The following is a 24,326-nucleotide window of genomic DNA, read 5'->3' as shown; positions in this document are numbered from 1 at the left end:
TTAATTGTCATTTTTATTAAATAAATTAAGTAATTTTTGATCAAAAGTAAGTAACGGTATATTTAAAAACTTTGCTTTGGCTAACAATATACAATCAACTATATGAATATTATGCCTACTGTAATATTCTAAAGCAGCTAAATAATATTCCTTTCCACAATGAATGCCTTTATAGGCAAGTAAGCCTGATAAATTAGTAAATATCTCACTACGTGAAACTTTATAAACAGAAGATAAAACAAATACTATTTCAGTAAATGTGGTTTGCTCCAATATTAAAATAATTTGTCCTGTTTTGACTTTTTCAAATATTTCTTTTGCTTTATCAAACATATTCTGATCATTAGCAACTAAATATCTTACAATAAAATTTGTATCACATATATATTTCATATTATTTTCTTACGTTTTCTCTCCAAGCTTTATCTCTTATCTCCTCAAAAGAAGCTTCTGTATTTTTTTTATATTTTGCAAAAACACCTCCTACATCTAAAACAGGAGATAAGATAACCTGATGATTATCATTAACTTCTACAGCAATAACAGTGCTATTTAGAATATCTCTGGCTTTTTTTGGTAAAACGATTTGTCCTTTAGAGGTAATGGTTAAAGTATTGATATACATGTTAATAACTTATAATTATTTAATATGACTTACTATATGATATTATTATACCAAACTTAATAAATAAGAAAAATTAAAAAAGTAATATTAATCAAATATTTTTACACTGACGATTATTACTTAATATTTGTTGCTATTTTTTTGTTGCTATTTTTTCCAAGTACTCATATCAAATTTAATAAAATACTTTAAAATAAAAAGGCTCAGATAAACTAATGGTGTGCAGCAGATGGTAAAAAATAACTTCCAACTATAGCTATTAATTATTAATTTCCATATTTGTTCGACAGGAAAAATACTAAACATTGCCATAAAACTAATGACGATAGTAGTATCGATAAATAATGAGATACAAGTACTAACATTACTTCTTAACCACAAATATTTTCCTTCAGTTAATTTGCGTATCCATAAATATAAATTAACATCAATTGCTTGAGCAATATAGCATGCGATAATAGATGCAAGGAATGATACACTATAATAACTAAATACTTTATTAAATGTTTCATCATTGATTTTTGACCAATCAGTAGCCGGCAAATAACTTACAAACATTATAATTATAGTAACTAGGACATTCATACATATTGCTAATCTAATACAAAAATTAGCTTTTTCTTTTCCATATAGCTCAGTAATTATATCAGTAATTAAAAATGTTAAAGGGTATAATATTGCTCCTGCTGATAACTCAAACTTATAAAACGGTATTTGTAACATAACAAATTTTTGATATATTAAGTTACCAAGGATTATAAGAGTAGAGAATATTATACAAAGTCCTATATAAATTTTTTCGCTATTTGTCATAGTTAGCTATTTATCTCTCTGCTATTATCTATTATTATAAATCGGTGTCATACCGTGGCGGCATTGCCCGCATGGATCGAAAAACGTGTTTGGTGTCATACTGCGGCTTGACCACGGTATCCAGAAAATAATAAAAAATACTAATTTTATTAGTATTTTTAACTGGCTCTAGTTCATAAATCACGGGATGACAGAGAAAAATGATCTACGCAACCATGCTTCCGTGGGAATGACATTACAATAAACTAAACTGTTATAATAAATAATTTACAAAATAATGACAAACACTAAATATTACCCAGAAGTTAGCTCAAATGCTGATTTTGCTACCATAGAAAAAGAAATATTAAAATTTTGGCAAGATAATAATATATTCCAAAAATCTATTGATATTAGAGAGGGCGATGCTGAGTTTATCTTTTACGATGGTCCGCCTTTTGCTAATGGGTTACCGCATTATGGACACTTACTAACTGGCTTTATTAAAGACGTATATGCTAGATATCAAACGGTTAGAGGGAAGAAAGTAGAACGTCGTTTCGGTTGGGATTGTCACGGACTACCTGCTGAAATGCAATCTGAAAAGGAACTCGGTATTTCAGGGCATCTTGCTATTACTAATTTTGGGATAGAGAAGTTTAACGCTCATTGTAGAGATTCGGTAATGAAATATGCCGGTGAGTGGGAGCAATATGTAACACGTCAAGCAAGATGGGTAGATTTTAAAAATTCTTACAAAACAATGGATAAGAATTTTATGGAATCCGTGCTTTGGGCATTCAAAGAGTTATATAATAAAGGATTATTGTACGAATCTATGCGAGTTATGCCTTATTCGTGGGCATGCGAAACACCACTTTCTAACTTTGAAACAAGACTTGATAATTCATATAGAGAGCGAGCAGATAAAGCAGTAACGGTTAGTTTTGTACTATGTCATCCCGTGAGCAAAAGCACGCTCGATGTCATACCGTGGCTTGACCACGGTATCCAGAAAACAATAAATAATGATAGTGCTAATTGTTCTATGGATCCCGTGGACAAGCCACGGTATGACACCGAGAATTTTTTAGGAATAACAGCTAATTACAAAGAGTACCGTATCCTCGCCTGGACGACTACCACTTGGACATTGCCGTCAAATCTAGCCTTAGCAGTTGGTAGCGATATCGATTATGCGTTAGTTCCTAAAGGCGATGTCTGTTATATCATAGCTGCCTCATCTGTTTCTAAATACGCTAAAGAATTAGAGCTAAAAGGCGATGAGCAATTCACAATAATTAAAGGCTCAGAGCTTCAAGGATTAAGCTATAAGCCGCTATTTGACTATTTCAAAAATCATCCGAATAGCTTTAAGATATTTGCCGGCGATTTTGTTGTTGAGGGTGACGGCACAGGGGTAGTACATATGGCTCCTGGCTTTGGTGAAGATGACCAAATACTTTGTGAATCGAAAGGCATAAAGCTCGTTTGCCCTGTGGATAATAGTGGTAAGTTCACCAAAGAAATACCTGATTTAGAGGGCTTACAAGTATTTGATGCAAACGATAAAATAATAATCAAGCTGAAAGAGCAAGGAAATTGGCTAAAAACCGAGCAATATATTCACAATTATCCGCATTGCTGGCGAACCGATACGCCTCTTATATATAAAGCTGTTCCATCATGGTATGTAAAAGTTACCGAATTTAAAGACAGAATGGTAGAGCTGAATCAGCAAATTAATTGGATACCAACGCATGTTAAAGATAATTTATTTGGTAAATGGCTTGAGAATGCTAGGGATTGGTCAATAAGCCGTAATAGATTCTGGGGAACACCTTTGCCGGTATGGAAGTCTGACGATCCAAAATATCCACGCATAGATGTTTACGGCTCTATAGAAGAGCTAGAAAAAGATTTTGGTGTTAAGATTACTGATTTACATCGTCCATTTATTGACGAGTTAACGCGGGCCAATCCCGACGATCCAACTGGTAAATCAACAATGCGTAGAATAGAAGACGTATTTGACTGTTGGTTTGAAAGTGGTTCAATGCCGTACGGACAAGCACACTACCCTTTTGAAAATAAGCAGTGGTTTGAGGAACATTTTCCGGCAGATTTCATAGTTGAGTATTCCGCACAAACACGTGGTTGGTTCTATACTTTAATGGTGTTATCTACTGCCCTATTTGATCGTCCGCCATTTTTAAATTGTATATGCCACGGGGTGATTTTAGATGCTACGGGTCAAAAGCTTTCAAAGCGTCTAAATAACTATGCCGATCCACTGGAGCTATTCGATAAATATGGCTCAGATGCCTTAAGGGTAACAATGCTTTCTTCCAATGTAGTTAAAGGGCAAGAGCTACTAATTGATAAAGATGGTAAAATGGTATTTGATACGCTTCGTTTGTTTATCAAGCCTATCTGGAATGCTTACCATTTCTTCACGATGTATGTTAATGCTGACCATATTAAAGGTGAGTTAAATTTTACATCTGAAAACGTTCTTGATGTATATATATTATCCAAGCTCAAAATAGCGGTAGAAAAAATTAAAGAAAGTTTAGACAGCTTCGATACTGGGACGGCTTATCATGCTGTTTCAGAATTTTTTGAAGTACTAAACAACTGGTACATAAGACGAAGCAGAGCTAGATTTTGGAAAAGCGAAAAGGATGCAGATAAACAAAGTGCCTATAATACGCTATACACGTGCTTAGAAACTATGGCTATTGCGATGTCGTCTTTAGTGCCGCTTATCTCCGAAGCGATATATTTAGGGCTATATTGTCATCCTCGCAAAAGCGGGGATCCAGAAAAACCTGAATGCCTAGATTCCCGCCTATGCGGGAATGACAATTTATCCGTCCATCTTTGCGACTATCCTGATCTTTCAAAGTTCAAAATAAACAGCGAGCTAGTGGATACTATGGATACTGTGCTAGATATTTGCAGCCATAGCCTATTCATCAGAAGTAGCGAAAACGCACGTGTAAGACAACCACTTAGCAGTATAACTATTATTAGCAAAAATAACGATAAGCTTAAAAGTTTTGAAGATTTAATTAAAGATGAAATCAATGTTAAATCAGTAATTTATCGTGATGATTTAGAAAATTATGCAGTTAAAAAATTATCGATTAATTTCCCGTTACTTGGTAAGCGTCTACCGGCTAAAATGAAAGATATCATAGCTGCCTCTAAAAAGAACGAGTGGGAAGTAACCTCTGGCAGCTTGATAATCTGTAATGAGACCTTAAATAGCGATGAATATAAACTAATCTTAGAACCTCATTCGCATATTAAAGGGGCTAGCAGCTTTGCCCATAATAGCAGTCTGCTCATACTTGATCTAGAGCTAACCCCTGAGTTAATAGACGAAGGAATAGCTCGTGACATTGTACGCTTCATACAACAAGCTCGAAAAAATGCCGATTTTGCTATAACAGATAGAATTTTGATTGATATAAATTTGCCTAAAATAACTGATATTTACGGTGAGTTTATTAAAGAGCAAACCTTAGGTGAATTTGCTAAAGATTTTATTCCTGATCATATTAGTGAAATCGAGCTAGACAACCACAAACTACAACTAAAGATTAAGAAAGTAAACTGATAGTTAATTCTTTAATATTTAGTTAATATTTTATATTGATAATTTACCTTTATTACTTTATAGTACGCCCGCTATAAATTAATTAAGGTAAATTATTATGAAAAAATCCTCCTCTTTAGCTCTAGGAAATTTTTTTAAAACTAAAAAACAAATTTTAAAAGCCGATATTCAAAAACTTATAAAAACCAATCAAATCAACTATGTTGATCCTAAACATGGAACAGCATTAAATAGAGCGATTAAGCTAAAAGATGAAAAAATAATAACAGAGTTATTAGCAAAAAAAGTTGATATAAATGAAGCTATTTATTTTGCAATAGGTCATGAATATACCCTAGAAGAAATTAAAACATTAATTTCCTTATCTTCATCAGAACTTCCTGATGAGTATCTTTATAAAGCGGTTCATCAAGGTCGTTTAGATTTAGTTCAATATTTTATTGAAGAAAAAAATTTTGATGTTAATACTACAATTAATAATCCTTTACATGGAGGGGCTATATTAAGTATTGCCACCATGGGAGAACATATTGACGTAATAAATTATCTCCTAAAAAATGGTGCTATCGCATCTCAAGGTGTTATATCCGCAATACTAAAAGGTAATATAGAAATTTTAGAAAAGCTATTCGAATATGGTGCAACAGCTCACGATGGTTATTCAGAAGATCTTGTTGCTTTATTAGTAAATGCTGCAATACCAGCTAATGATCCCACTTATTGCAAAAGTTCGAATTCTGAAACAAAAGAAGACTTATCTAATTATGTAGAAACACTTAAATTTTTATTAGAGCATGGCGGTAATCCTAATGCTGAATTTTTAGAAAGAGGCACAGTAATTCTTATAGCATTATCTGCACTTATGGATGAGCCAAAAAATGATACATATAAAGATATTTGCAAATTATTAATTCAATATGGAGCCGATACTTCAAAATTTAAAAGTTATACAGAAACTATAAACAATCTGAAAAAAGAAATAATAGAAGATATGAAAGTAGTTGATAAAAGTGATTTTAAAGATGAGGGGTATGTTTCAGATTCTGCTGAAGCTGATCAACTATCTAAAAAAGGTTCTAAATTAGTGGATACTTCTTCTAAATCTGTATTCTTTTCTCTTGAAGAAATTATTGAGAAAAATCCTACTACTTTAGGTGGCGAAACGGATATAGTTAAATCCGAGTTTTTTAATAGTTAGTCTAAGTCCATTCTGTGACCGTATATCATTCCTAGCTAAAAGTGATGTTATTGCAGGCTCAGAAAACGTCATTGCGAGGAAATTACGAAGTAATTGACGAAGCACAATCTCAGGAGTTTGCTTCATAAGATTGCCACGTCGCTTCGCCCCTCGCAATGATGAAAAAATCGAGCCATACAACCACACCATACGCTCCTCACAATGTCGATATTTACTCATCCCCTATTTTTAATGCTGCGATGAATGCAGATTGTGGGATTTCGATATTGCCGTACTGCCTCATTCTCTTCTTACCGGCTTTTTGCTTCTCGAGCAGCTTACGCTTACGAGTTATATCACCACCATAACATTTGGATAAAACATCTTTACGCAATGCCTTAATAGTTTCACGGGCAATAATACGGCTACCGATGCTTGCTTGAATTGCAATATCGATCTGCTGCCTTGGTATCAAGTCCTTTAGCCTTACGCATAATGCCCTACCCCGCTGCTCAGCACGTGAGCGATGTACGATTGTCGATAACGCATCAACTACCTCGCTGTTAACTAAAATCCCAAGCTTCACAAGTTCAGACGGCTCATATGTATCCATTTGCCATTCAAAACTTGCATAACCTTTTGAGCAACTTTTTAACCGATCGTAAAAATCATATACTATCTCATTTAGTGGCAATTTATATACTACTTTTGCCCTATTTGCTATATAGTTGTGATCTAACTGAATTCCTCTTTTTTCAGTGCAAAGCGATAATACCGCACCTAAAAACTCATCAGGTACCATTATAGTTGCTTTAATCCAAGGCTCTTCCATTGAGTCGATTTTTTGCAAATCAGGTAAATCGGCGTGGTTGTGAATCTCTAGCACTTCACCCTCACGCATATGAATTTTATACACCACGCTTGGAGCGGTAGTAATTAAATCTAGATCAAACTCCCTACTTAAACGCTCCTGTATGATTTCTAAATGCAGTAACCCTAAAAAGCCGCACCTAAAACCAACTCCTAAAGCTGATGAGCTTTCCATTTCATACTCAAAGCTAGCATCATTAAGACGTAATTTTGCCAATGAATCCTTTAAATGCTCAAACTCGCTACTATCTGTCGGATAAAGCCCGCAGAATACTACCGGCAAGTTTGGTTTAAAGCCGGGCAGAGCTTGCTTACAAGGTTTCTTTTCATCAGTAATAGTATCACCAACTTTACAATCTGCTACCTGTTTTATAGAAGCAGTGAAAAACCCGATTTCTCCTGCATGTAAAACATCCGAAATATGTTTTTTTGGAGTAAAATATCCAACATTCTCTATTGTATAAACCGAATTCGTTGCCATCATTTTGACTTTCATATTCTTACGTAATGATCCGTCAATAACTCTTACTAAAATAACCAGCACCAAGATAAGGGTCATACCAACTATCAACAAGTAATGCTTTTAAAATATCCGTACTACTCTCTTTCGGCGGAGGCAATTTATTTACTATTGCTTCTAAAACTAAGTCAATACCTATACCACTTTTGGCAGAAATCAGTACTGCCTCACTCGCATCAATCCCGATTATATCCTCTATTTGCTGCTTTACTTGGTCAGGTTCTGAAGCAGGCAAATCAATCTTATTAAGTACCGGTACTATCTCGTGATCATTCTCGATTGCTTGATAAACATTGGCAAGAGTTTGAGCCTCTACCCCTTGCGTACTATCAACTACTAATAATGAACCCTCACAGGCTGCAAGCGATCTACTAACCTCATAAGCGAAATCGACATGCCCAGGGGTATCCATCAAATTTAAATAATATGTGTTGCCGTCTTTAGCCTTATATACAAGCCGTACAGTTTGGGCTTTAATCGTTATACCACGCTCCTTTTCAATATCCATCGAATCTAGTACTTGCTGGCTCATTTCTCTAGCCTGCAAGCCACCGCAATACTCAATTAACCGATCAGCTAAAGTAGATTTACCGTGATCAATATGAGCTATTATTGAGAAGTTCCTTATATATTTTTGATTATTCATAATTATTGTGATATAATTTGCGTTTGTTTGTTACCTGTCACCCCGTGACGGCATTGTTGCGTGGATCAATTTTTCCTCTGTCATCCCGCGACTTGATTGCGGGATCCAGCTTAAAATACTAAAATTATTAGTATTAAAAGTTGCTTTTCTGGATCCCGTGGACAAGCCACGGGATGACAGAGCTGATCCATGTAATAACACTTTTGCGGGAATGACATGTAATATATAACAAAATAAAAATATATAACAGGAAAAAATAATGCGAGCGGAAATAGAGAATTACGTTAAGAAAATTGAGCAGTCTTTAGAATTGCTTCGGAGGTCACTTTGACGTCGAAACGTCAGCAGCTAGACTAGCAGAGTTAGAGGAGTTAGCAGCGAGTCCCGATCTATGGAATGATCAAGCTAATGCTCAAAAATTACTACGAGAAAAAAGCAATCTAGAAGAACAATTAGGAGCTTATAATAAAATTAGATCTAATCTAAAAGATGCATTAGAGCTTGAAGAAATGGCTGAAGCTGAAAATGATCTTGAGATAATGCAGCAAGTTGAGAAAGATTTACAATCCTTAAGCACTATTGCAGCAAAGTTTGAAACTGAATGTTTATTTTCAGGTGAAGCAGATAGTAATAACTGCTTTTTAGAGATAAATGCCGGAGCGGGAGGAACGGAAAGCCACGATTGGGCGTCTATTATGATGCGTATGTATTTACGTTTTGCCGAAAGATTAGGCTTCAAAACTGAGATCATTAATATGATTAACGGCGAAGAAGCAGGCATAAAATCATGCACGATTAGGATAATCGGCAGACGTGCTTATGGCTGGCTTAAAACTGAAGCAGGTGTACATAGGTTGGTGCGTATTTCGCCGTTTAATGCGGCAGGTAAACGCATGACCAGCTTTGCAAGTAGCTGGGTATATCCTGAAATTGACGACAATATAGCAATTACCATTGAGGATAAAGATTTAAGGATTGATACTTTTAGAGCATCAGGAGCGGGAGGACAACACGTTAATACCACCGATTCAGCGGTACGCATCACTCATATACCTACAGGCACTGTTACGCAATGCCAAAGCGACAGATCGCAACATAAAAATAAAGCTCAAGCTATGAAAATGCTGCAAGCTAAACTCTATGAGCTTGAAATGCAAAAACGCACCGATAGTGTTAACGAGCAGAATGCCGCAAAGACGGATAATAGCTGGGGGCATCAAATTAGATCTTATGTTTTACAACCATATCAAATGGTAAAAGATTTACGTACCGATTATGAAACCTCCGACACAAAAGGCGTACTTGATGGCGATCTCGAAGAGTTCGTTTCGGCAAGTTTAGCAATGAATGCTGGCAGTAAGAAATAATGAACAACATTTTAAGTAATACTCTGTCACCCTGTGGCTTGACTACGGGATGACACTGATCACATTTTTGAACTATACAACAACACCTAAAAGTTATTTTGCTTGATATTACAATTAAGCCGTGATATGTCTCTCCCATATTTCAACCTAATTACTTTATCACAATATGAAAAGCTGCAAAAACTTTGGCATTGCTATTTCTATAATTATTATAGCTATAGTTTCGATTCTAGGATTTCAGAATTACCAAAAACATACACAAGATAAGCATTTTGAACAAATAGTAAATGATCTTAATAATTTAGAAGTTACTGACGAACTATTACGTAAAAATTTCATTTCAGAAATACAAAACATTTATGTAACCGAAAATCCCCAAATAGACAAAGATATAAAATATGTATGGGTTTTATCAGCAAGACATTCTTATAACAAAATGCCTATTATTTCTCATGCCCAAAATATAGGGGCTGTAGATAAAGAAGATGGTTATAATAGAATGAGGCTCGGGATTGAAATTGCAAAGGAGGTAGCTGCTAAAAAACTTAATAAGCAAGTATCTGATTTAACTTATCAAGAATTAAAGGAATATGGACCGATAATTTTATTTAATGGCGGAGCTTATGATAACGGTTTATTAAAAGAAGTTCTCGATAATAATCAAATTAAAGATTATCCAAAAGAGAATTTTTATATTTTTGCATTACTAGAAAATCAGGCTAACACTGGCGGACAGTTTAAAACTTTATATAAAGAACATAAAGATGGTAATATTGATTTAAATAATGCTGAAATTGCCATTATTACACATGCTTATCACTTTCCTAGAGTGTATCGATATTTTGATAACAAACCAAATTTTGATTTTTTCTATAATCACAACACTAAGCCTATGATCTTTCTAGTTGATCGTAAATTTGAAACTGTGGGAGTAGATAACGAACTAAAACAAGAATTATTAAAACTACCTAGCTATATTCAAAAATGCTTTATTTCAGAAAAACATACTCTATAAACTAATAAAAATATATAAATTAAAATTGTATACAAGGTGGAAACCGCTTTTCACCTTGTATACCCATCATTTAAAGCTTCTTTGGAAAGGAGTATGAATACTACTTTTCAAAGAAAGGAAGTTTATTGATAGGGGTAAGGAAATCTCACCCTTATATCACCCACTATATTAACTTCATATTTTTCATTTGTTTCTTCTTCTAAATCTTTTAATTGACCCAATATATTCTCATCATCTTGTTTTTCTTTAATATTATATTTATTAGGAACATATTTTGACATAATTGGTATTTTTAAATTTTATCATGACTGACTATGGCAAAATAGTCATTGCAAGAAAGCATTGCCTGCGTAAATTCCCCTTGTCATCCAGTGATTTATTCACGGGATCCAGTTAAAAATATCAATATTATTGATATTTTTATTTGTTTTCTGGATACCGTGGTCAAGCAACTAGATGATACAACAAAAAGATCTTAATTATTCTGTAACTCCAACATCACAGCCCAATGCTTCAACTTCATCAGAAGCTTGTAAACTACTTATTTCCTCACCAGTTTCAGATGGAATTACAATAGAAGCATCAGCAAGCTTTTCAGCTTCAGGCTTATCATCAACCTGCTCACTTTCTGTTAATGAGTTAAGCTCTTTCTCAATAACTGCTATTGTTTCAGGACGTAATGCAGGGGCTACAACCTCCTCACTTTTATTTTCATCAGCTCTAACATCTCTAGCTATTTCATCTTTTGCTGTTGTTTCAATATTATCAAGCTCTTTCTTTTTTGACATAACTTAACCTTTATTTGAATTAAAAAATTTATATAAATTAGTATTTATATAAAAATAAACTTAATTTAAATTTATTTTTATATATAAAATAGTTACTGAGGTTTCTCTATTATTCAAGGAAATACATATTATAGTATTATAAATAATTAGTTAATTATTTTATAAATTTTACTAAAGCACTGGGATTATTGATGAGAAAATGTATGATCTAAATGTTAATAAAAGTTAACTTAGTTGTAATATGTATTGTTAAAAATACAACATAGAAGATATCTACATATTATAATCTTCTTTTAAAGAAAATATGAAATATTAATTTTGAAAAAAGTATACTTGTTATTTGAAAAAAACTTTCAGAAATAGTAAGGATTACTATCTCTGAAAAAAAGGAGGGGAAGTAATGCCTTAAGATTTAAGGCATTACGGCTAGCTAATTAAGTTAGATTTGCATGCAAAAGCTTAAATTGTAAGCAAGTTTAAATTAACCAACTATATTATTTAAAGTTTTAGTGAACGTCTGCAACAACATGACTTCCTAATAATTCAGGATTATAGTCAGCAACAGCTTTACTATAATCACCAACATTGTAACCACCGCCACCTTTTGCAGGATCACTATCTATTGAAGCATCCCAACCGCTGACATTTCCAAGACCTTTATCACCAACAAAATATTTATTGATTTCTCTTTGATCTGCAACAGTATTGACTTTTCCATTTAGGTGTTTGCCAAACATAGTACATAGACCAGTCATTGCATAAAGTTCTTTTGGAGTTAAGTTCGTCCAAATTTCTGAAAGCTGTTTAATTGCACCTTTTTTGCTACCATCTGTATCGTTAGCAGCATCACCTTCAAGAGAAAGTCTAGCACATTCAAACAGATTAGCATTTGAACCTTGACCAAATTCCATAGACATACCATTAACAAGCGATGGTGTGATACCTGCATCATGTAATTTTTTAAGGAATGTGGTACCGTTTCCATTAAAGCCCATTAACCCAGGAGCCCCGTCTACAGGTAAGGTATAAGAAATTTTTATATCAGGTTTTGCTTTAATTACTTCGGTTATGGCTGCAATATGTCTATCTAAAGCATCTATATGACCTAAGAAACCACCTTCAAAGTCAATTAAGGTTAATCCATAATTTGCAATAGCTTTTAAATAAATATCAACGATTTTCTTAACATCTGATATTGGAGCTTCTATTGGTTCATTTGATGCACCACCAAAAGATAAAATTATATCACCACCATTCTTTCTAATATTATTAATGTATGTTTTGTAATAATTAGAAATTGTTACATCACCATCATATTCTTGACTATCAATTCCATCATACATCTTTAAATTACCGCCCCAGCAAGCTTTATGGCTTCCACTAGCAGTATCAAATGCAGCTGTAATAAATCCTAAGAAATAACCTTTTAAATTATATTCCGCAGCCCATTTATCAATAGGAGGAGTTGGCCAAGCAGTTGAATCAACAAAAGGAGAACCTTTAATCCAATTACCGGTATTCCATTTTGCAGGACCTTTTAAAGCTTCATCTGTAGAAGCATAATATGCACTAGAAGCAGAAGCATTACCTGCAAAGTCAACTGCTGAAATGTTAACTTGATATTTTGTATTAGCAGCTAAATTCTTTAAAGATATACTGTTAGTGGTGGTACTTGCTTCATGATCCGTTGTTTCATTAGTTGCTCTATATTTTACTATATATTTATCAACACCTGTTTCTTCATCTATACTTGGAGTCCAGTTTAAAGAGAAACCTGTAGGACCAGAAGCAGCTGTTACTATATCTTCTACTTTGGTTGGAGGAGTATGACGTCAGGTATTACAATAGGCTCACCATTAAAGGTAAAATCAGTAGGTAATGTAGGATAAACAGAAGTACTAGAAAAATTAACACCAAAAGTTAAAGTTGTAGAACTTTAAGCTTTTAATAGTGCCATATGCTCTGACAAACTTCCTTTAATTACAGGTCCGGTAAATGTTTGTTGAGCGAAACCTGTATATGCTCTAACTTCACCACTTATATTTGCTATTTTACTAATATCAAAACTTATTGCAGGAGAATTTACATCCAGCTCTGTATTATTTCTAACTGTAATATCTAAAGGAACGAACCAATCAGCTTGGTCTTTTCCCCATTTTGCCGTAATCATATAATGTAATGGCATAATAACCTCCATATAATTTATTAATTTGAAATTAAAGATAGATTGAATAACAAAACTATCTTTATAATTATATGATTACCAGAGTTTTTGATGCTAAACAAGAAATTACAATCCTAAATAATTGAAAAAATTATATAACATTATAAGAAATCAAATCATAAAAAGTTAAGATTTATTAATTAAGTTTATATTTTACTGAAATTAGCAGTAAATATTGAATGCATGTATATCATTTATTATATTAATAAAAATTAATTAAATTGTTATTTAATAATGTAAAAAAACCACACCTACCGGTAAAAATATCTTTGGTAGAAAATCTAGAAAAGAAATAGCAGCAGAAGATTTAATGACAAGTTATAATTTAAATAAAATCATGCCCAAATGTAAATTATATCGCTATCTTTACCCAAAAATAAAATTTTTTGATACAAAAGATAATATCTTTTTAAAATACTATTAATTTTCCTAAAAAAATATAGTAATTTAAGTAGGTATACATTAAAGATTAAAATTATAATAAGTTATTAGAGTTATGGAAGATATTGACATTTGGCAGAATAAATTTGAAGCTTGCGATTATGGCAAGAAGCTAATTGATAAAATTAAAGAATTAAACATCACAGCAAAAAATCCTATAAATATTGAAGAGATCGAAAAAGGACTTTACTATGCCCGTAAGTATCACGAGGGACAAATGCGTCAATCAGGTGAGCCTTATTATACTCATCCAATAGAAGTAGCGATAATGTTAGCTGAGTTTGCAGCTCATGAAGCACCAAAACTTTATAAATCTTATATGATAATTGTTGCTCTGCTTCATGACACAATAGAAGATACTCATTTAACACATGAGGATATCAGCAAAATTTTTGATAAAGATATTGCTGATAATGTAGAACGCTTAACAAGAATTAAACCTCATGGGAAAATAAGCTCCGGAGAAATGTTAAATTTATTAATTCAAGAAAAAAATATGATATAGCACTTATTAAAGTATTTGATCGTCTACATAATTTACAAACCATAAATGCTAAGTCTCCTGACAAAGCATTAAAAACAGTCAAAGAAACTATAGAAAGCTTTTTACTTATAGCTGCATATCTTGAGATAAGAACAATAGAGCAGCAATTATTAAATGTGTGTGTTAATATTTTATAGAACAAAATTTCCCTTCAAAAGGTGAACAAAATGACTTACTTAATACAACAAATTTTAAAAACTCTATTTTAGACTCGCAAAATGATTTTAAATAACGAGTTAAAATTTTAATGCATTAATCAAATCGCTTTTATATCTCCAATGTGCTGCTCCGCCGCTTTCGGCATGATAATGCATATTTTCATTGCGTATCTGTATTTCTATTCTATATTGATCTTCAGTTATAATAACAGTATGTAAAGATTGGTAACCATTTGGTTTAGGATTATCAATATAATTTTTCAGCTTATCTTTTTCATACTCATATAAATTATGTACTATTTTTAAAGTTTTATAGCATTTTTCTTCATCTAATACCACTATCCTAATTGCGAAGATATCAGTTAATTGTTCTATTTTTATCCCCTTACGATATAACTTATATAAAATTGATACGGGATGTTTAATTCTACCTGTTATTTTAGCGGTAATATCATGTTTAGATAAATTATGACTTAAATGTTTAATAACTTTTTGAAACAACACTACCTCCTTAATTTATTAGCAGTAGCAAATCAATTTTTATAATTGCTATTATAAAGAAAAGTTGTAGAAATCAAGGTTTGAGGTCATTTCCTCGCCCGATTTCAAAATAAAATTATTATTTATCTTATTATAAAGATTATAAGCTTTTGCTTAATTCAACCAATTAAAGACTAAAGGTTGAGAGGTGTATTATAATTAATAAAAAATTACTTGCAATATTAAATCTCAAGTAATTAAGCAAATAAATTTTAGCCTTAAACCAGTAACTAAAAAATTTTTATTTTTACCTCTTGAACTAATGAAAATAAAATATATATAGTATGTACATTTAAAATATTTATATAATTTGGAGGTTAAAATGTCTTTTAAACCATTATACGATAGAATTGCAATAAAGCCTATCGAACATGAAGAAAAAACTAAAGGTGGAATTATTATTCCAGATACTGCAAAGGAAAAGCCAATGCAAGGGGAAGTTGTAGCAGTTGGCAAAGGCGTTCGTAATGAAAAAGGCGAAGTGCATCCTTTAGAGTTAAAAGTAGGTGATAAAGTTCTATATGGTAAATGGGCTGGTACTGAAATTAAAGTCAAGGGTGAAGATCTCATCGTAATGAAAGAAAGCGATGTATTTGGTATTATTAATTAATTATTTGTTTTAAGGAGAATTTAAATATGGCAACAAAACTTATTAAGCACGGTTCAAAAGCACGTGAGCAAATGCTAGAAGGTATTGATATTTTAGCTGATGCAGTAAAAGTTACTTTAGGTCCAAAAGGCAGAAATGTACTTATAGAGCAATCATTTGGTGCACCAAAAATTACTAAAGATGGTGTTACTGTCGCAAAATCTATTGAATTAAAAGACAAAATTAGAAATGCTGGTGCTCAATTATTAAAGTCAGCTGCTACTAAAGCTGCTGAAGTTGCAGGTGACGGAACAACTACCGCAACTGTTCTTGCTAGAGCTTTAGCACGTGAGGGTAACAAGCTTGTTGCTGCTGGTTATAATCCAATGGATTTAAAACGCGGTATGGATTTAGCGGTAAATACAGTATTAGAAGAAGTTAAAAAAGCTAGTAAAAAAATCGATAGCCAAGAAGAAATAGCACAAGTTGGTACTATATCCTCAAATGGTGATAAAGAAATTGGTGAGAAAATCGCTAAAGCGATGGAAGAAGTTGGCAAAGAAGGCGTAATAACTGTTGAAGAAGCAAAGAATTTCAGCTTCGATGTTGAAGTAGTTAAAGGTATGATGTTTGATAGAGGCTATTTATCACCATATTTTGTAACAAATTCTGAAAAAATGGTTGCTGAACTTGAAAATCCTTACATCTTATTATTCGAGAAAAAATTATCAAACTTACAACCAATGCTACCTATACTTGAAGCAGTGGTACAGTCACAACGTCCTTTATTAATCATTGCTGAAGATGTTGAGGGTGAAGCTCTTGCAACCTTAGTAGTAAATAGACTACGTGGTGGCTTAAAAGTTGCAGCTGTAAAAGCTCCAGGCTTTGGTGATAGAAGAAAAGCGATGATGGAAGATATTGCTATTCTAACTAATGGTGAGCTTATAACCGAAGATCTAGGCATGAAGCTTGAAAATGTTAGCCTTAAAAGTTTAGGTCATGCAAAAAGAGTGACAATCTCTAAAGAAAATACTGTAATTGTTGACGGTAGCGGCGATAAGAAAAATATCGAAGAGAGAGTATTACAAATTAAATCACATATCGCTGAAACTACTTCTGACTATGATAAAGAAAAATTGCAAGAGCGTTTAGCTAAACTTTCTGGCGGTGTTGCTGTACTTAAAGTTGGCGGTGCTACTGAAGTTGAGGTAAAAGAGCGTAAAGATCGCGTTGAGGATGCACTTGCTGCAACACGTGCTGCTGTTGAAGAAGGTGTTGTTGCTGGCGGCGGCGTGACATTACTACATGCTTCACAAGCTTTAAAAAATTTGAAAGTAGACAATAAAGACCAACAAGCAGGTATTGAGTTAGTAATCGAAGCTTTAAAAGATCCAATAAAACAAATTGTTGAAAATGCTGGCGAAAATGGTGGTGTAGTAGTTGGTAAATTATTAGAGCATAAAGATAAGAATTTCGGCTTTAACGCTCAAGATATGCAATATGTTGATATGATTAAAGCAGGAATTATTGATCCAGCTAAAGTAGTGCGTACTGCTCTGCAAGATGCAGCTTCCGTTGCTTCACTGATTATTACTACAGAAACCTTAATCGTTGATGAGCCTGAAGATAAAGAAAACCCAATGCCAATGCGTGGCGGTATGGGTGGCATGGGCGGAATGGGAGGTATGGACTTCTAACGCCTCAGTGTCATCCCATGGGCTTGTCCACGGGATCATGTCATTTCTATTGTTGCGTGGATCGATTTTTTCTCTGTCACCCCGTGACTTGTTCACGGGGTCCAGTTAAAAATATCAATATTATTGATATTTTTAGTCGTTTCTTTGAATACTGTGGTCAAGCAACTAGATGACACGCAGGATCTTTCCGATCTACGTAACAAAGCCTCACGCAGGAAAGACATTAAGACTATGTGATAAGGCTAAACAACATCCGCATAAGATTTTGATTAATCTATATCACCGACTAATTTAAGACCGTGCTCTTCGAGGGATTCTTTTAGATCTTCCGGCATTCCAACATCAAATTTGTATAAACTTGGACTTTCAACAATTTTAGACAATAACAAATATTTTAAGCTAGATTTTGAATTTATATTATCTTCTAATCTTTTTATGGTATTATCTTTTATAAACTCTTCTTTAGTTTCTAGAAAACCTTTAAGGCGAATTAATTCTTTTAAATATTTAGGAAGAAGCTTAACACTAGGTTTTATTGATATTTTATGGTTTATAAATTTTTCTATGTCTTCTTTTGTAACTGAATCATCTTCTGTATCAGAATTTTCTTTTTTAACTGAATAGTCTACCAATCCAAAATCATTGTTTTGACAGGCTGTAGCAAGCTTTAATAACGTCTGTAACTGTTTATTTAATGACTGATCACTAAATATTGATGATATTGCTCTTACTAATTCTATTAAATTTTTACCTTTATAAAAACCCTTAGGTACAATTATATCAAGATTAGCCCCATAATCTATGAGTAATTCAACTATTCCTATTTTTTCATTAAAAACAGCATATTGAATTGGAGTCCAACCTGAGAAATCTGTTGGCTCTGTTAAAGCTCCTTTTTGAAGTAGTAATTTAGCCATATGAAAATCTTCTTCTGTCTTCGAAAGAGGTTTTCCAGCTATTCTATTTAAAGGAGTAACGATATCTCTATCATGAATATTAGGATTAGCTTTTCTTTCTAATAAAAAACCAGCTATATTATAATCTCTTTCATTAATAGATTTATGTAGAAGCGTAAAACCATCTTTATCCTGAACATCAATATCAATACCCCGATCAATAGCTTCTTCAATAAGAAATTTTAATCTGTCAGTATTTCTTAATTTTCCAAATAAATCAAATAACTTTTGCGTTGAAGCATCAATGAGTTTTTGTTGAGAATATGGAAAAGAAAAAAGCATGGAAGAAGCAGTACAAGGTTTAATTCCTGATAGCAGAGCTAGTTTTTTGAGCATTTTTTGCTCATCACTAAGTTGATTAAACATAAAATTCTCACAATTATATTAATTTAAAGCTAATATGTTAAATATTTATAAAAATTTCAAGTAAAAATTTAATTAAGGCATTGCTTGCGTGCCCCTGTCATCTTTAAGCCGGAATAACAAACAATCTACGTAATATCATTGCTACAACATAACACTAAAAAATTACCACCCTAGTTTTTCTGCAATCTAATTAACTCCTATTTAAAAAATTAATATTTGCTTTACAATTTATTAAATTTATTTTATAATTTACGCTTAATTTATATTAAGTATTTATTATGAAAAAGTCTAAATCTCCTACTGAATTAAAATTTAATTTTATAACCTTAGATAAAGATAAGGTACTAAAATTTGTACCGGCTCTTCCTATAATTTTACAAGATAATGCGTGGTCAAAACTTTCAAATATGAAAGGTTCTATAGAAGCTGGAGCAGAGATAATAATAAATATTTTGAATTTTTTAAGTGGTAACAGTTCAGCAGTAAAAAAAATTCCTATTAATACAAATAAGAATATGAAATTTTTTGTGTTAAAAAGTTTGTTTAACAATTATGAGTATAAAAATATTCAAGAACATAAAGCACTAAGGGAAGTGTTAAGAAAATATCACCCTGAGCAGCAATCTAATGGAGATATTACCTTTTTAGTAAATAATGCTATTTACACTGAAAAATTTTCTAAAAGTATAAAAACTGAAACGGATAATTTTATAGAAAGTATTTTCTCACAGCTTGAAATAATGAAAATGGCATTAGAGTGTAGCATAGAGAATAATCACTATGAAGTAGCAGAAAAATTATTTACCGATATATTTTCAAATGCAAGAACAAATTTGGATTCAATATTCTCTCAACAAGAATATGTTAATCATAAAAAATATACGACTATTCTGTTTGAGTTAGTAAACAAGTTTATGTCTGTTGAATATCAAATTAAAACTATCATAGATCTAACCCCTCACTTAAAGCATTATTTTAATATTACAGCAGAATCTACAGATATATTAATTAATAATAATCATTCGAATGAAGCTGAAGAATTGCTTACAGCAGCACTTTATAATATCACTATAGATGATAAGCCAAAAAACCAAGATATAGGTTGGTGTTACTATAAATTAGGTTATCTTAATCATAGAAATGGACAGAGAGAATATGCTGTAGAGTGCTATAAGAATGCTTTGGACAAATTACCAGCTACAGATAAATATATTATACAAACTATTAATTATAATTTATGGGGTATTTATAGTTATTATGATGCTGATGATAATATAGAAGTGTTATTAAATCAAATGCCGGAATCTAGCCTTAAAGATTTGCTAAAATTAGGCAGAAATTTAACAAATATTACTACTTCCCAATTAGATAATATTAACCGCTCTGATTTACAACCTGAGCATACTCAAATGTTTGATCTTTATAAATATAGTGCTCTTTCAATTGATCAAAAAAGTAGTAAAAAGACACGTTTTACAAAAGATTTAAATACAATAATCAAAAAAAACTCTGACATTGATAAATTATTAGCCCTCTCAGTAGCTATTTACACAGAACAATTTGATATAGCTCGCAACATATTAAATACAGTTCCAGAAAATGAAATAGAGAAGTGTAAGAAGTTAAATTTATCGCTCTTAAGAAGCTATCTTGATCCAGATTCTATAATTTATGATGCAGATGAATTAAAAAAAGAAGAGAAAGTCGAAGTTCTTAATGCTGCCAATACTTCTTTAATGGCAGAAGATAAAAGTGAGCTAGTTTCTAAAAACGTCCAAAAAGTTTTACAAAATGTTGAAAAGGTTTTAGAGTTCCATCCACAAAATGAAGAAACTTTAGAAATTGGGATAAATGCTGCTTTACTTAATAATGATCTAGAAAAAGCTAAGAAATATGCAAACCAATTAAGTAAAGAAAAACAAGAAGAAATCTTTATAGGTGATTCTGAAGAAGCTCCAGAAATACATTATTTAGATCGTTTACTTGCACAATATGATGCTAAGAAAATTCATCAATATTATCAGGATAAAAAAGAACAACAGCTTCATATATTAAGTCAGAAAATTACCCATTATACCACTTCATGGAATATTCCAGGAAAAGGTCAGATTAAAAGTACCGAAGCTACTTATATTGGTAAATATAAGGGACAAGATTGTTATAGTATTATTGATGATAAAGTGAAGAAATCAATTGGTTCTTTATTGCCTCGTTTTGAGAAAGCAATGGAGAAAGGAATAATACATCATCAATATGGTATAAATGGAGTAAAATTTATTGAAGAAAAGGTTGTTGAAATCAAGGTTAGAGCTGATAAAAGGTTATTAGCAAGTGAAATTTATGAAAACTCAGGAAAAGAGTTATTAATAAATTTTGATCATGAAGCTAATCATAAAGAAGCTGAAATATTTATTAATGGTCATCACTTGGAAATATACCACGAATAAATGAAAAATTGATAAACGAGTATGTCAATGTGTTATATTTATCACATCTGGTATAATAATTTTATCTTCCAAACAAAATACTTATTTATTAAAAAAAATTAATATGTAATTAATAATATGTTAAAAACTTATTATTTTCAGCAAGTATACTTAGTCTTAATTCCTATACTCAAAACCCTGTTATTAATGAGATAAAAAAATTGGCAGAAGAATTAAAAGTTAGATCAGAAGTTAGATCAGCTTATAAAATAGCTCCAACCAAATTTTCCATGGACGAAACATATAATCAAATATTATATGCTTTACAAACTGTAAAATTTGCCAAAGCACATATAAAAGAACCAAATCTTGGTATAAACGAAACTCAAGAATTGTGCAAAAAATTAAATGATTATGGCATTATTGTTACTTGTTTATTAGCTGAAAGTGTTAATAAATCTATATTAAGTTTTTTGTCATTTAAAAAAGGTAATAAAATATTAGATTTTTTATCATCTTATTTATTAGATAACGCTTCTGAAGCTCTTAAAGAAACTATGCCGAAAGAGTTTATAGATAAATATAACATGACTAATGCTGTAAAATTACTCAGCAATGAAGAAATAAAAAGTTATTTGAAAGAATACGCAGGATCTAATCAACAACCAATTTCTGCTTGTAGAGATACTACAACTGCTATTTATGAAGAAGAAAATGTTGAAACTATGGGAGGCGATGTAGCACCTGCGACTTAATATTTATAATTTTCTTGCAATATAGATTTAACCTTATTTAAAGAATTTGTTAAAGCTAGTACGAGATAAATTTTATATTTCGTACTAGCTATACTAGCTTAATATTAATTAATATCAAAACTCCATTCTATTCCAATATTCCCTAAAACTTTTTCAGCTTCATTAACCTCCGACTTTATTGCTTGATAATTATTATTATATTCTTCAAATAATGAAGTTAAAGGAGAAATATTTAAAAATTTATTTACATCCTTACATAAGGTATTAATATTCTTAACTTTTTCTACTTCAGGATCATTTAATACTTTTTGTATTTTATCAGTTAGTATAGGTAAATTATTTTGTAAATCTTGTACTATTGCACTTGTATCAAATTCTGCTGCTTCTAAGCTTTTAAGATATTTTTGACCATCTATAATAACATTTAAACAAGTGTCTACAGTTGATTTAACCTTTACGTATTTATTATCTAAAAACTTTCTTAGTTTAGAAATATTTCTTTCATCATTTGCTATTAGTATTAATGGTAAATACGGAATTACACTTTCCGGATTATTTTTATAATGCTCAATAGAAGATTTAAATTGCTCCTGGTTTAACTTTTCATAGTTAGGGACTTCAATCTTATGCGGAACAGTGAAGAACTTTAGATTTTCCTGAATAAATTCTTGAACTTTTTGATCAATTTCTTTTTCTACTTTATTATCAATAAAATTTAAAAATACCTTACGCAGTAATACATTTATAAGATCTGGATTTAATAATTTTTTAATTTCATTAGTTAATATATCTGTATCTTCTTCAAAAGAACTTATTATATTATTAAGCTTATTTACTAAATTTGGCTCAAACTTGATAAATTCAGTTATTTTATTACCATAATTATTCAAAACTTTTTTTAATTTTTCAGGGGTTTTACATTCAGCTAATAGATATTTTTCAAAATTATCATAATGATATTCTTTAAGATTATTTGCAATATTAACAAAGTCTAATAAAATTCCTGCTTCGGATTTTTGGGATATTTCAATTTTATCGTTATTTGCTATTAAAAAACAAAATCTTTTTAAAGCTAAATCTTTTATATCTACCACACTTCTTGCTTCATATTCTAATTTTTGTGGGTTTTGTACTAATGTAGATAAAGTATGACTGCCATTAATTACTTTCAACATCTTTTGTTTATTAGATTCTAAGGTTACTGCACTACAAAATCCATTTTTATAAGGATCTTGTGTAGAATATAAAGATTCAATAAATTCTTTATATTCATTTAAATTAATTCCTCCCGCTACATAAAGTAATTCAATAAGCTCTACATCGATACTATTGAAAATTTTTACTCCAAAATTTCCGCTGGCATATTCTTTTTGTAAATTTTCTTGGTGAAAAGTACTATCACTGCCACAAGATACATTGTATAAATTTTTCTGAAAGATTTTCTTTGCTAAACTTTTTACCTGCTTCGTGTCTAGCTTAGGTAAATATTCTTCTACTACAGATAATAATTCCTTTTTCTCTTCTAATGTTGGGCTATTAATTTTAGTTATAACATCTATAAAAATTTTAATAATTTCTTCCGGCTTAAGTAATACTAAAGTTTTTTGAATTAATTCATGGTTAAAGAATTTTGCTTTTAGTGCTATTTGTAACACATTTTTTTTATCTTTATTTGTATGTAATAATTGATCTTCTAAGCAAACTTTTTTTCTCTAAATAATCAAGCATAAAACTTATAGATTGAGGCAAAGCAGCTCTTGCAGCTTCAATTAATGGCGTATCTTTATCCGCATCTTGACCAGTAAAGCAGTTAATTGGAATATTTTTTTCTTCAAATAATTTTAATATTGCGACGGCTTTTTCATCATGCTCATTTATATCTTTCGGTTTCTTATGCTGATCTTCTCTATAGAAAAGACACATTATAGCATTATTTCCATGATTGTTTATATCTGTAGGATTAGCTTGTTCATTTAATAATATTTCTATAATATCTTTATGAAGATATCTGCAAGCTCTCATAAATAATGTATCTTGATTCCCTTGTGATCTTTCATTAATCAAACCTGGATTCATAGCTATTAATTCAAATAATTCGTTTGGTTTATTTTCCATTACATATTTAAAAGCATCTTGTCTTATATTATCCGGTATTTTAGTCATACTATCATCCTTAACTTAAATTAATAATCAAGAGCTAAT

Annotated in this window: 19 protein-coding genes and 3 pseudogenes; 9 read left to right on the top strand and 13 right to left on the bottom strand. The window is 31.4% G+C overall.

Annotation, left to right across the window (positions count from 1 at the left end):
* The 3 genes from RBE_RS03150 to RBE_RS03140 form a co-directional block, all read right to left on the bottom strand.
* A complete protein-coding gene (locus tag RBE_RS03150; protein WP_011477273.1) occupies window positions 1-393 on the bottom strand; it encodes a PIN domain-containing protein in 393 nt (130 codons plus the stop codon).
* A gap of 1 nt (window position 394) precedes the next feature.
* On the bottom strand, window positions 395-625 hold the full coding sequence (locus RBE_RS03145) for an AbrB/MazE/SpoVT family DNA-binding domain-containing protein (RefSeq protein WP_012151810.1): 231 nt from the start codon (window positions 623-625) through the stop codon (window positions 395-397).
* A 147-nt stretch (window positions 626-772) separates the two neighbouring features.
* The gene (locus RBE_RS03140) at window positions 773-1,438 is read right to left on the bottom strand and encodes a queuosine precursor transporter (RefSeq protein WP_011477272.1); all 666 of its coding nucleotides are present in this window, start codon (window positions 1,436-1,438) and stop codon (window positions 773-775) included.
* A 277-nt stretch (window positions 1,439-1,715) separates the two neighbouring features.
* On the opposite strand from RBE_RS03140, the gene ileS reads away from it, so the two are divergent.
* Window positions 1,716-5,042 (top strand): isoleucine--tRNA ligase, encoded by a 3,327-nt coding sequence (gene ileS / locus RBE_RS03135; RefSeq protein WP_011477271.1) that lies wholly within the window; start codon window positions 1,716-1,718, stop codon window positions 5,040-5,042.
* A gap of 97 nt (window positions 5,043-5,139) precedes the next feature.
* On the top strand, window positions 5,140-6,240 hold the full coding sequence (locus RBE_RS03130) for an ankyrin repeat domain-containing protein (protein WP_011477270.1): 1,101 nt from the start codon (window positions 5,140-5,142) through the stop codon (window positions 6,238-6,240).
* A gap of 211 nt (window positions 6,241-6,451) precedes the next feature.
* On the opposite strand, the pseudogene lepA reads toward RBE_RS03130, so the two are convergent.
* A pseudogene (gene lepA, locus RBE_RS03125) lies at window positions 6,452-8,255 on the bottom strand (translation elongation factor 4).
* Between the two features lie 259 nt (window positions 8,256-8,514).
* Between lepA and prfB the strand changes: the two are divergent.
* A protein-coding gene (gene prfB / locus RBE_RS03120; RefSeq protein ID WP_011477267.1) for a peptide chain release factor 2 occupies window positions 8,515-9,622 on the top strand; the annotation gives its coding sequence in 2 pieces (ribosomal slippage) (window positions 8,515-8,583 and window positions 8,585-9,622; 1,107 coding nt in all).
* A 166-nt stretch (window positions 9,623-9,788) separates the two neighbouring features.
* Window positions 9,789-10,637: a hypothetical protein gene (locus RBE_RS09175; protein ID WP_011477266.1), complete on the top strand. Its 849-nt coding sequence runs from the start codon at window positions 9,789-9,791 to the stop codon at window positions 10,635-10,637.
* A gap of 122 nt (window positions 10,638-10,759) precedes the next feature.
* Here the strand turns inward: RBE_RS09175 and RBE_RS08885 are convergent, their stop codons facing one another.
* From RBE_RS08885 to RBE_RS03100, 5 genes and pseudogenes are all read right to left on the bottom strand, one after another.
* On the bottom strand, window positions 10,760-10,918 hold the full coding sequence (locus RBE_RS08885) for a hypothetical protein (RefSeq protein WP_012151804.1): 159 nt from the start codon (window positions 10,916-10,918) through the stop codon (window positions 10,760-10,762).
* A gap of 198 nt (window positions 10,919-11,116) precedes the next feature.
* Window positions 11,117-11,425 carry a hypothetical protein gene (locus tag RBE_RS03110; RefSeq protein ID WP_011477265.1) on the bottom strand — a complete coding sequence of 103 codons (309 nt, stop codon included), beginning with the start codon at window positions 11,423-11,425 and terminating at the stop codon, window positions 11,117-11,119.
* A 506-nt stretch (window positions 11,426-11,931) separates the two neighbouring features.
* Window positions 11,932-12,768, bottom strand: coding sequence for a chitinase (locus RBE_RS09170; RefSeq protein WP_011477264.1), 837 nt, complete (start codon window positions 12,766-12,768; stop codon window positions 11,932-11,934).
* Window positions 12,769-13,008: 240 nt separating this feature from the next.
* Window positions 13,009-13,227: pseudogene (locus RBE_RS09165) on the bottom strand (fibronectin type III domain-containing protein); the annotation flags it as partial.
* A 134-nt stretch (window positions 13,228-13,361) separates the two neighbouring features.
* Entirely contained in the window at window positions 13,362-13,610 is a 249-nt protein-coding gene (locus tag RBE_RS03100) for a hypothetical protein (protein WP_012151802.1), read from the bottom strand.
* Window positions 13,611-14,145: 535 nt separating this feature from the next.
* Between RBE_RS03100 and RBE_RS09590 the strand changes: the two are divergent.
* Window positions 14,146-14,866 (top strand): annotated as a pseudogene (locus RBE_RS09590) (HD domain-containing protein).
* Between the two features lie 4 nt (window positions 14,867-14,870).
* On the opposite strand, the gene RBE_RS03090 reads toward RBE_RS09590, so the two are convergent.
* The gene (locus RBE_RS03090) at window positions 14,871-15,293 is read right to left on the bottom strand and encodes a bifunctional (p)ppGpp synthetase/guanosine-3',5'-bis(diphosphate) 3'-pyrophosphohydrolase (protein WP_012151800.1); all 423 of its coding nucleotides are present in this window, start codon (window positions 15,291-15,293) and stop codon (window positions 14,871-14,873) included.
* Window positions 15,294-15,654: 361 nt separating this feature from the next.
* Here RBE_RS03090 and RBE_RS03085 point away from each other — a divergent pair, with 361 nt between their 5' ends.
* Window positions 15,655-15,942 carry a co-chaperone GroES gene (locus tag RBE_RS03085; protein ID WP_011477260.1) on the top strand — a complete coding sequence of 96 codons (288 nt, stop codon included), beginning with the start codon at window positions 15,655-15,657 and terminating at the stop codon, window positions 15,940-15,942.
* Window positions 15,943-15,968: 26 nt separating this feature from the next.
* Window positions 15,969-17,621 (top strand): chaperonin GroEL, encoded by a 1,653-nt coding sequence (gene groL / locus RBE_RS03080; protein ID WP_011477259.1) that lies wholly within the window; start codon window positions 15,969-15,971, stop codon window positions 17,619-17,621.
* A gap of 269 nt (window positions 17,622-17,890) precedes the next feature.
* Here the strand turns inward: groL and RBE_RS03075 are convergent, their stop codons facing one another.
* Window positions 17,891-18,943 (bottom strand): ankyrin repeat domain-containing protein, encoded by a 1,053-nt coding sequence (locus RBE_RS03075; protein ID WP_011477258.1) that lies wholly within the window; start codon window positions 18,941-18,943, stop codon window positions 17,891-17,893.
* Window positions 18,944-19,221: 278 nt separating this feature from the next.
* Between RBE_RS03075 and RBE_RS09160 the strand changes: the two genes are divergently transcribed.
* Together RBE_RS09160 and RBE_RS03065 are read left to right on the top strand one after the other, a co-directional pair.
* Window positions 19,222-21,390, top strand: coding sequence for a hypothetical protein (locus tag RBE_RS09160; RefSeq protein ID WP_011477257.1), 2,169 nt, complete (start codon window positions 19,222-19,224; stop codon window positions 21,388-21,390).
* 200 nt (window positions 21,391-21,590) lie between these two features.
* Window positions 21,591-22,124 (top strand): hypothetical protein, encoded by a 534-nt coding sequence (locus RBE_RS03065; RefSeq protein WP_011477256.1) that lies wholly within the window; start codon window positions 21,591-21,593, stop codon window positions 22,122-22,124.
* A gap of 104 nt (window positions 22,125-22,228) precedes the next feature.
* Here the strand turns inward: RBE_RS03065 and RBE_RS03060 are convergent, their stop codons facing one another.
* Window positions 22,229-23,779, bottom strand: a complete 1,551-nt coding sequence (locus RBE_RS03060; protein ID WP_011477255.1) for a hypothetical protein — start codon at window positions 23,777-23,779, stop codon at window positions 22,229-22,231.
* A 13-nt stretch (window positions 23,780-23,792) separates the two neighbouring features.
* Window positions 23,793-24,287 carry an ankyrin repeat domain-containing protein gene (locus RBE_RS09155; protein ID WP_011477254.1) on the bottom strand — a complete coding sequence of 165 codons (495 nt, stop codon included), beginning with the start codon at window positions 24,285-24,287 and terminating at the stop codon, window positions 23,793-23,795.
* Window positions 24,288-24,326 lie beyond the last annotated feature (39 nt).

This window comes from Rickettsia bellii RML369-C, assembly GCF_000012385.1.
In the GTDB taxonomy this organism is placed as follows: Bacteria; Pseudomonadota; Alphaproteobacteria; order Rickettsiales; family Rickettsiaceae; genus Rickettsia; species Rickettsia bellii.
Note: the sequence above shows the minus strand (reverse complement) of the source record. Positions and strands in the feature narration are given on the sequence as shown.

Bases quoted from the DNA above. Each gene is read 5' to 3' on its own strand.
- RBE_RS09175 (WP_011477266.1), top strand. From the start codon at position 9,789: ATGAAAAGCTGCAAAAACTTTGGCATTGCTATTTCTATAATTATTATA.
- ileS (WP_011477271.1), top strand. From the start codon at position 1,716: ATGACAAACACTAAATATTACCCAGAAGTTAGCTCAAATGCTGATTTT.
- RBE_RS09160 (WP_011477257.1), top strand. From the start codon at position 19,222: ATGAAAAAGTCTAAATCTCCTACTGAATTAAAATTTAATTTTATAACC.
- RBE_RS03110 (WP_011477265.1), bottom strand. From the start codon at position 11,425: ATGTCAAAAAAGAAAGAGCTTGATAATATTGAAACAACAGCAAAAGAT.
- RBE_RS03075 (WP_011477258.1), bottom strand. From the start codon at position 18,943: ATGTTTAATCAACTTAGTGATGAGCAAAAAATGCTCAAAAAACTAGCT.
- RBE_RS03140 (WP_011477272.1), bottom strand. From the start codon at position 1,438: ATGACAAATAGCGAAAAAATTTATATAGGACTTTGTATAATATTCTCT.
- RBE_RS08885 (WP_012151804.1), bottom strand. From the start codon at position 10,918: ATGTCAAAATATGTTCCTAATAAATATAATATTAAAGAAAAACAAGAT.
- RBE_RS03130 (WP_011477270.1), top strand. From the start codon at position 5,140: ATGAAAAAATCCTCCTCTTTAGCTCTAGGAAATTTTTTTAAAACTAAA.
- RBE_RS09170 (WP_011477264.1), bottom strand. From the start codon at position 12,768: ATGTATGATGGAATTGATAGTCAAGAATATGATGGTGATGTAACAATT.
- RBE_RS03150 (WP_011477273.1), bottom strand. From the start codon at position 393: ATGAAATATATATGTGATACAAATTTTATTGTAAGATATTTAGTTGCT.
- RBE_RS03085 (WP_011477260.1), top strand. From the start codon at position 15,655: ATGTCTTTTAAACCATTATACGATAGAATTGCAATAAAGCCTATCGAA.
- groL (WP_011477259.1), top strand. From the start codon at position 15,969: ATGGCAACAAAACTTATTAAGCACGGTTCAAAAGCACGTGAGCAAATG.
- RBE_RS09155 (WP_011477254.1), bottom strand. From the start codon at position 24,287: ATGACTAAAATACCGGATAATATAAGACAAGATGCTTTTAAATATGTA.
- RBE_RS03100 (WP_012151802.1), bottom strand. From the start codon at position 13,610: ATGCCATTACATTATATGATTACGGCAAAATGGGGAAAAGACCAAGCT.
- RBE_RS03145 (WP_012151810.1), bottom strand. From the start codon at position 625: ATGTATATCAATACTTTAACCATTACCTCTAAAGGACAAATCGTTTTA.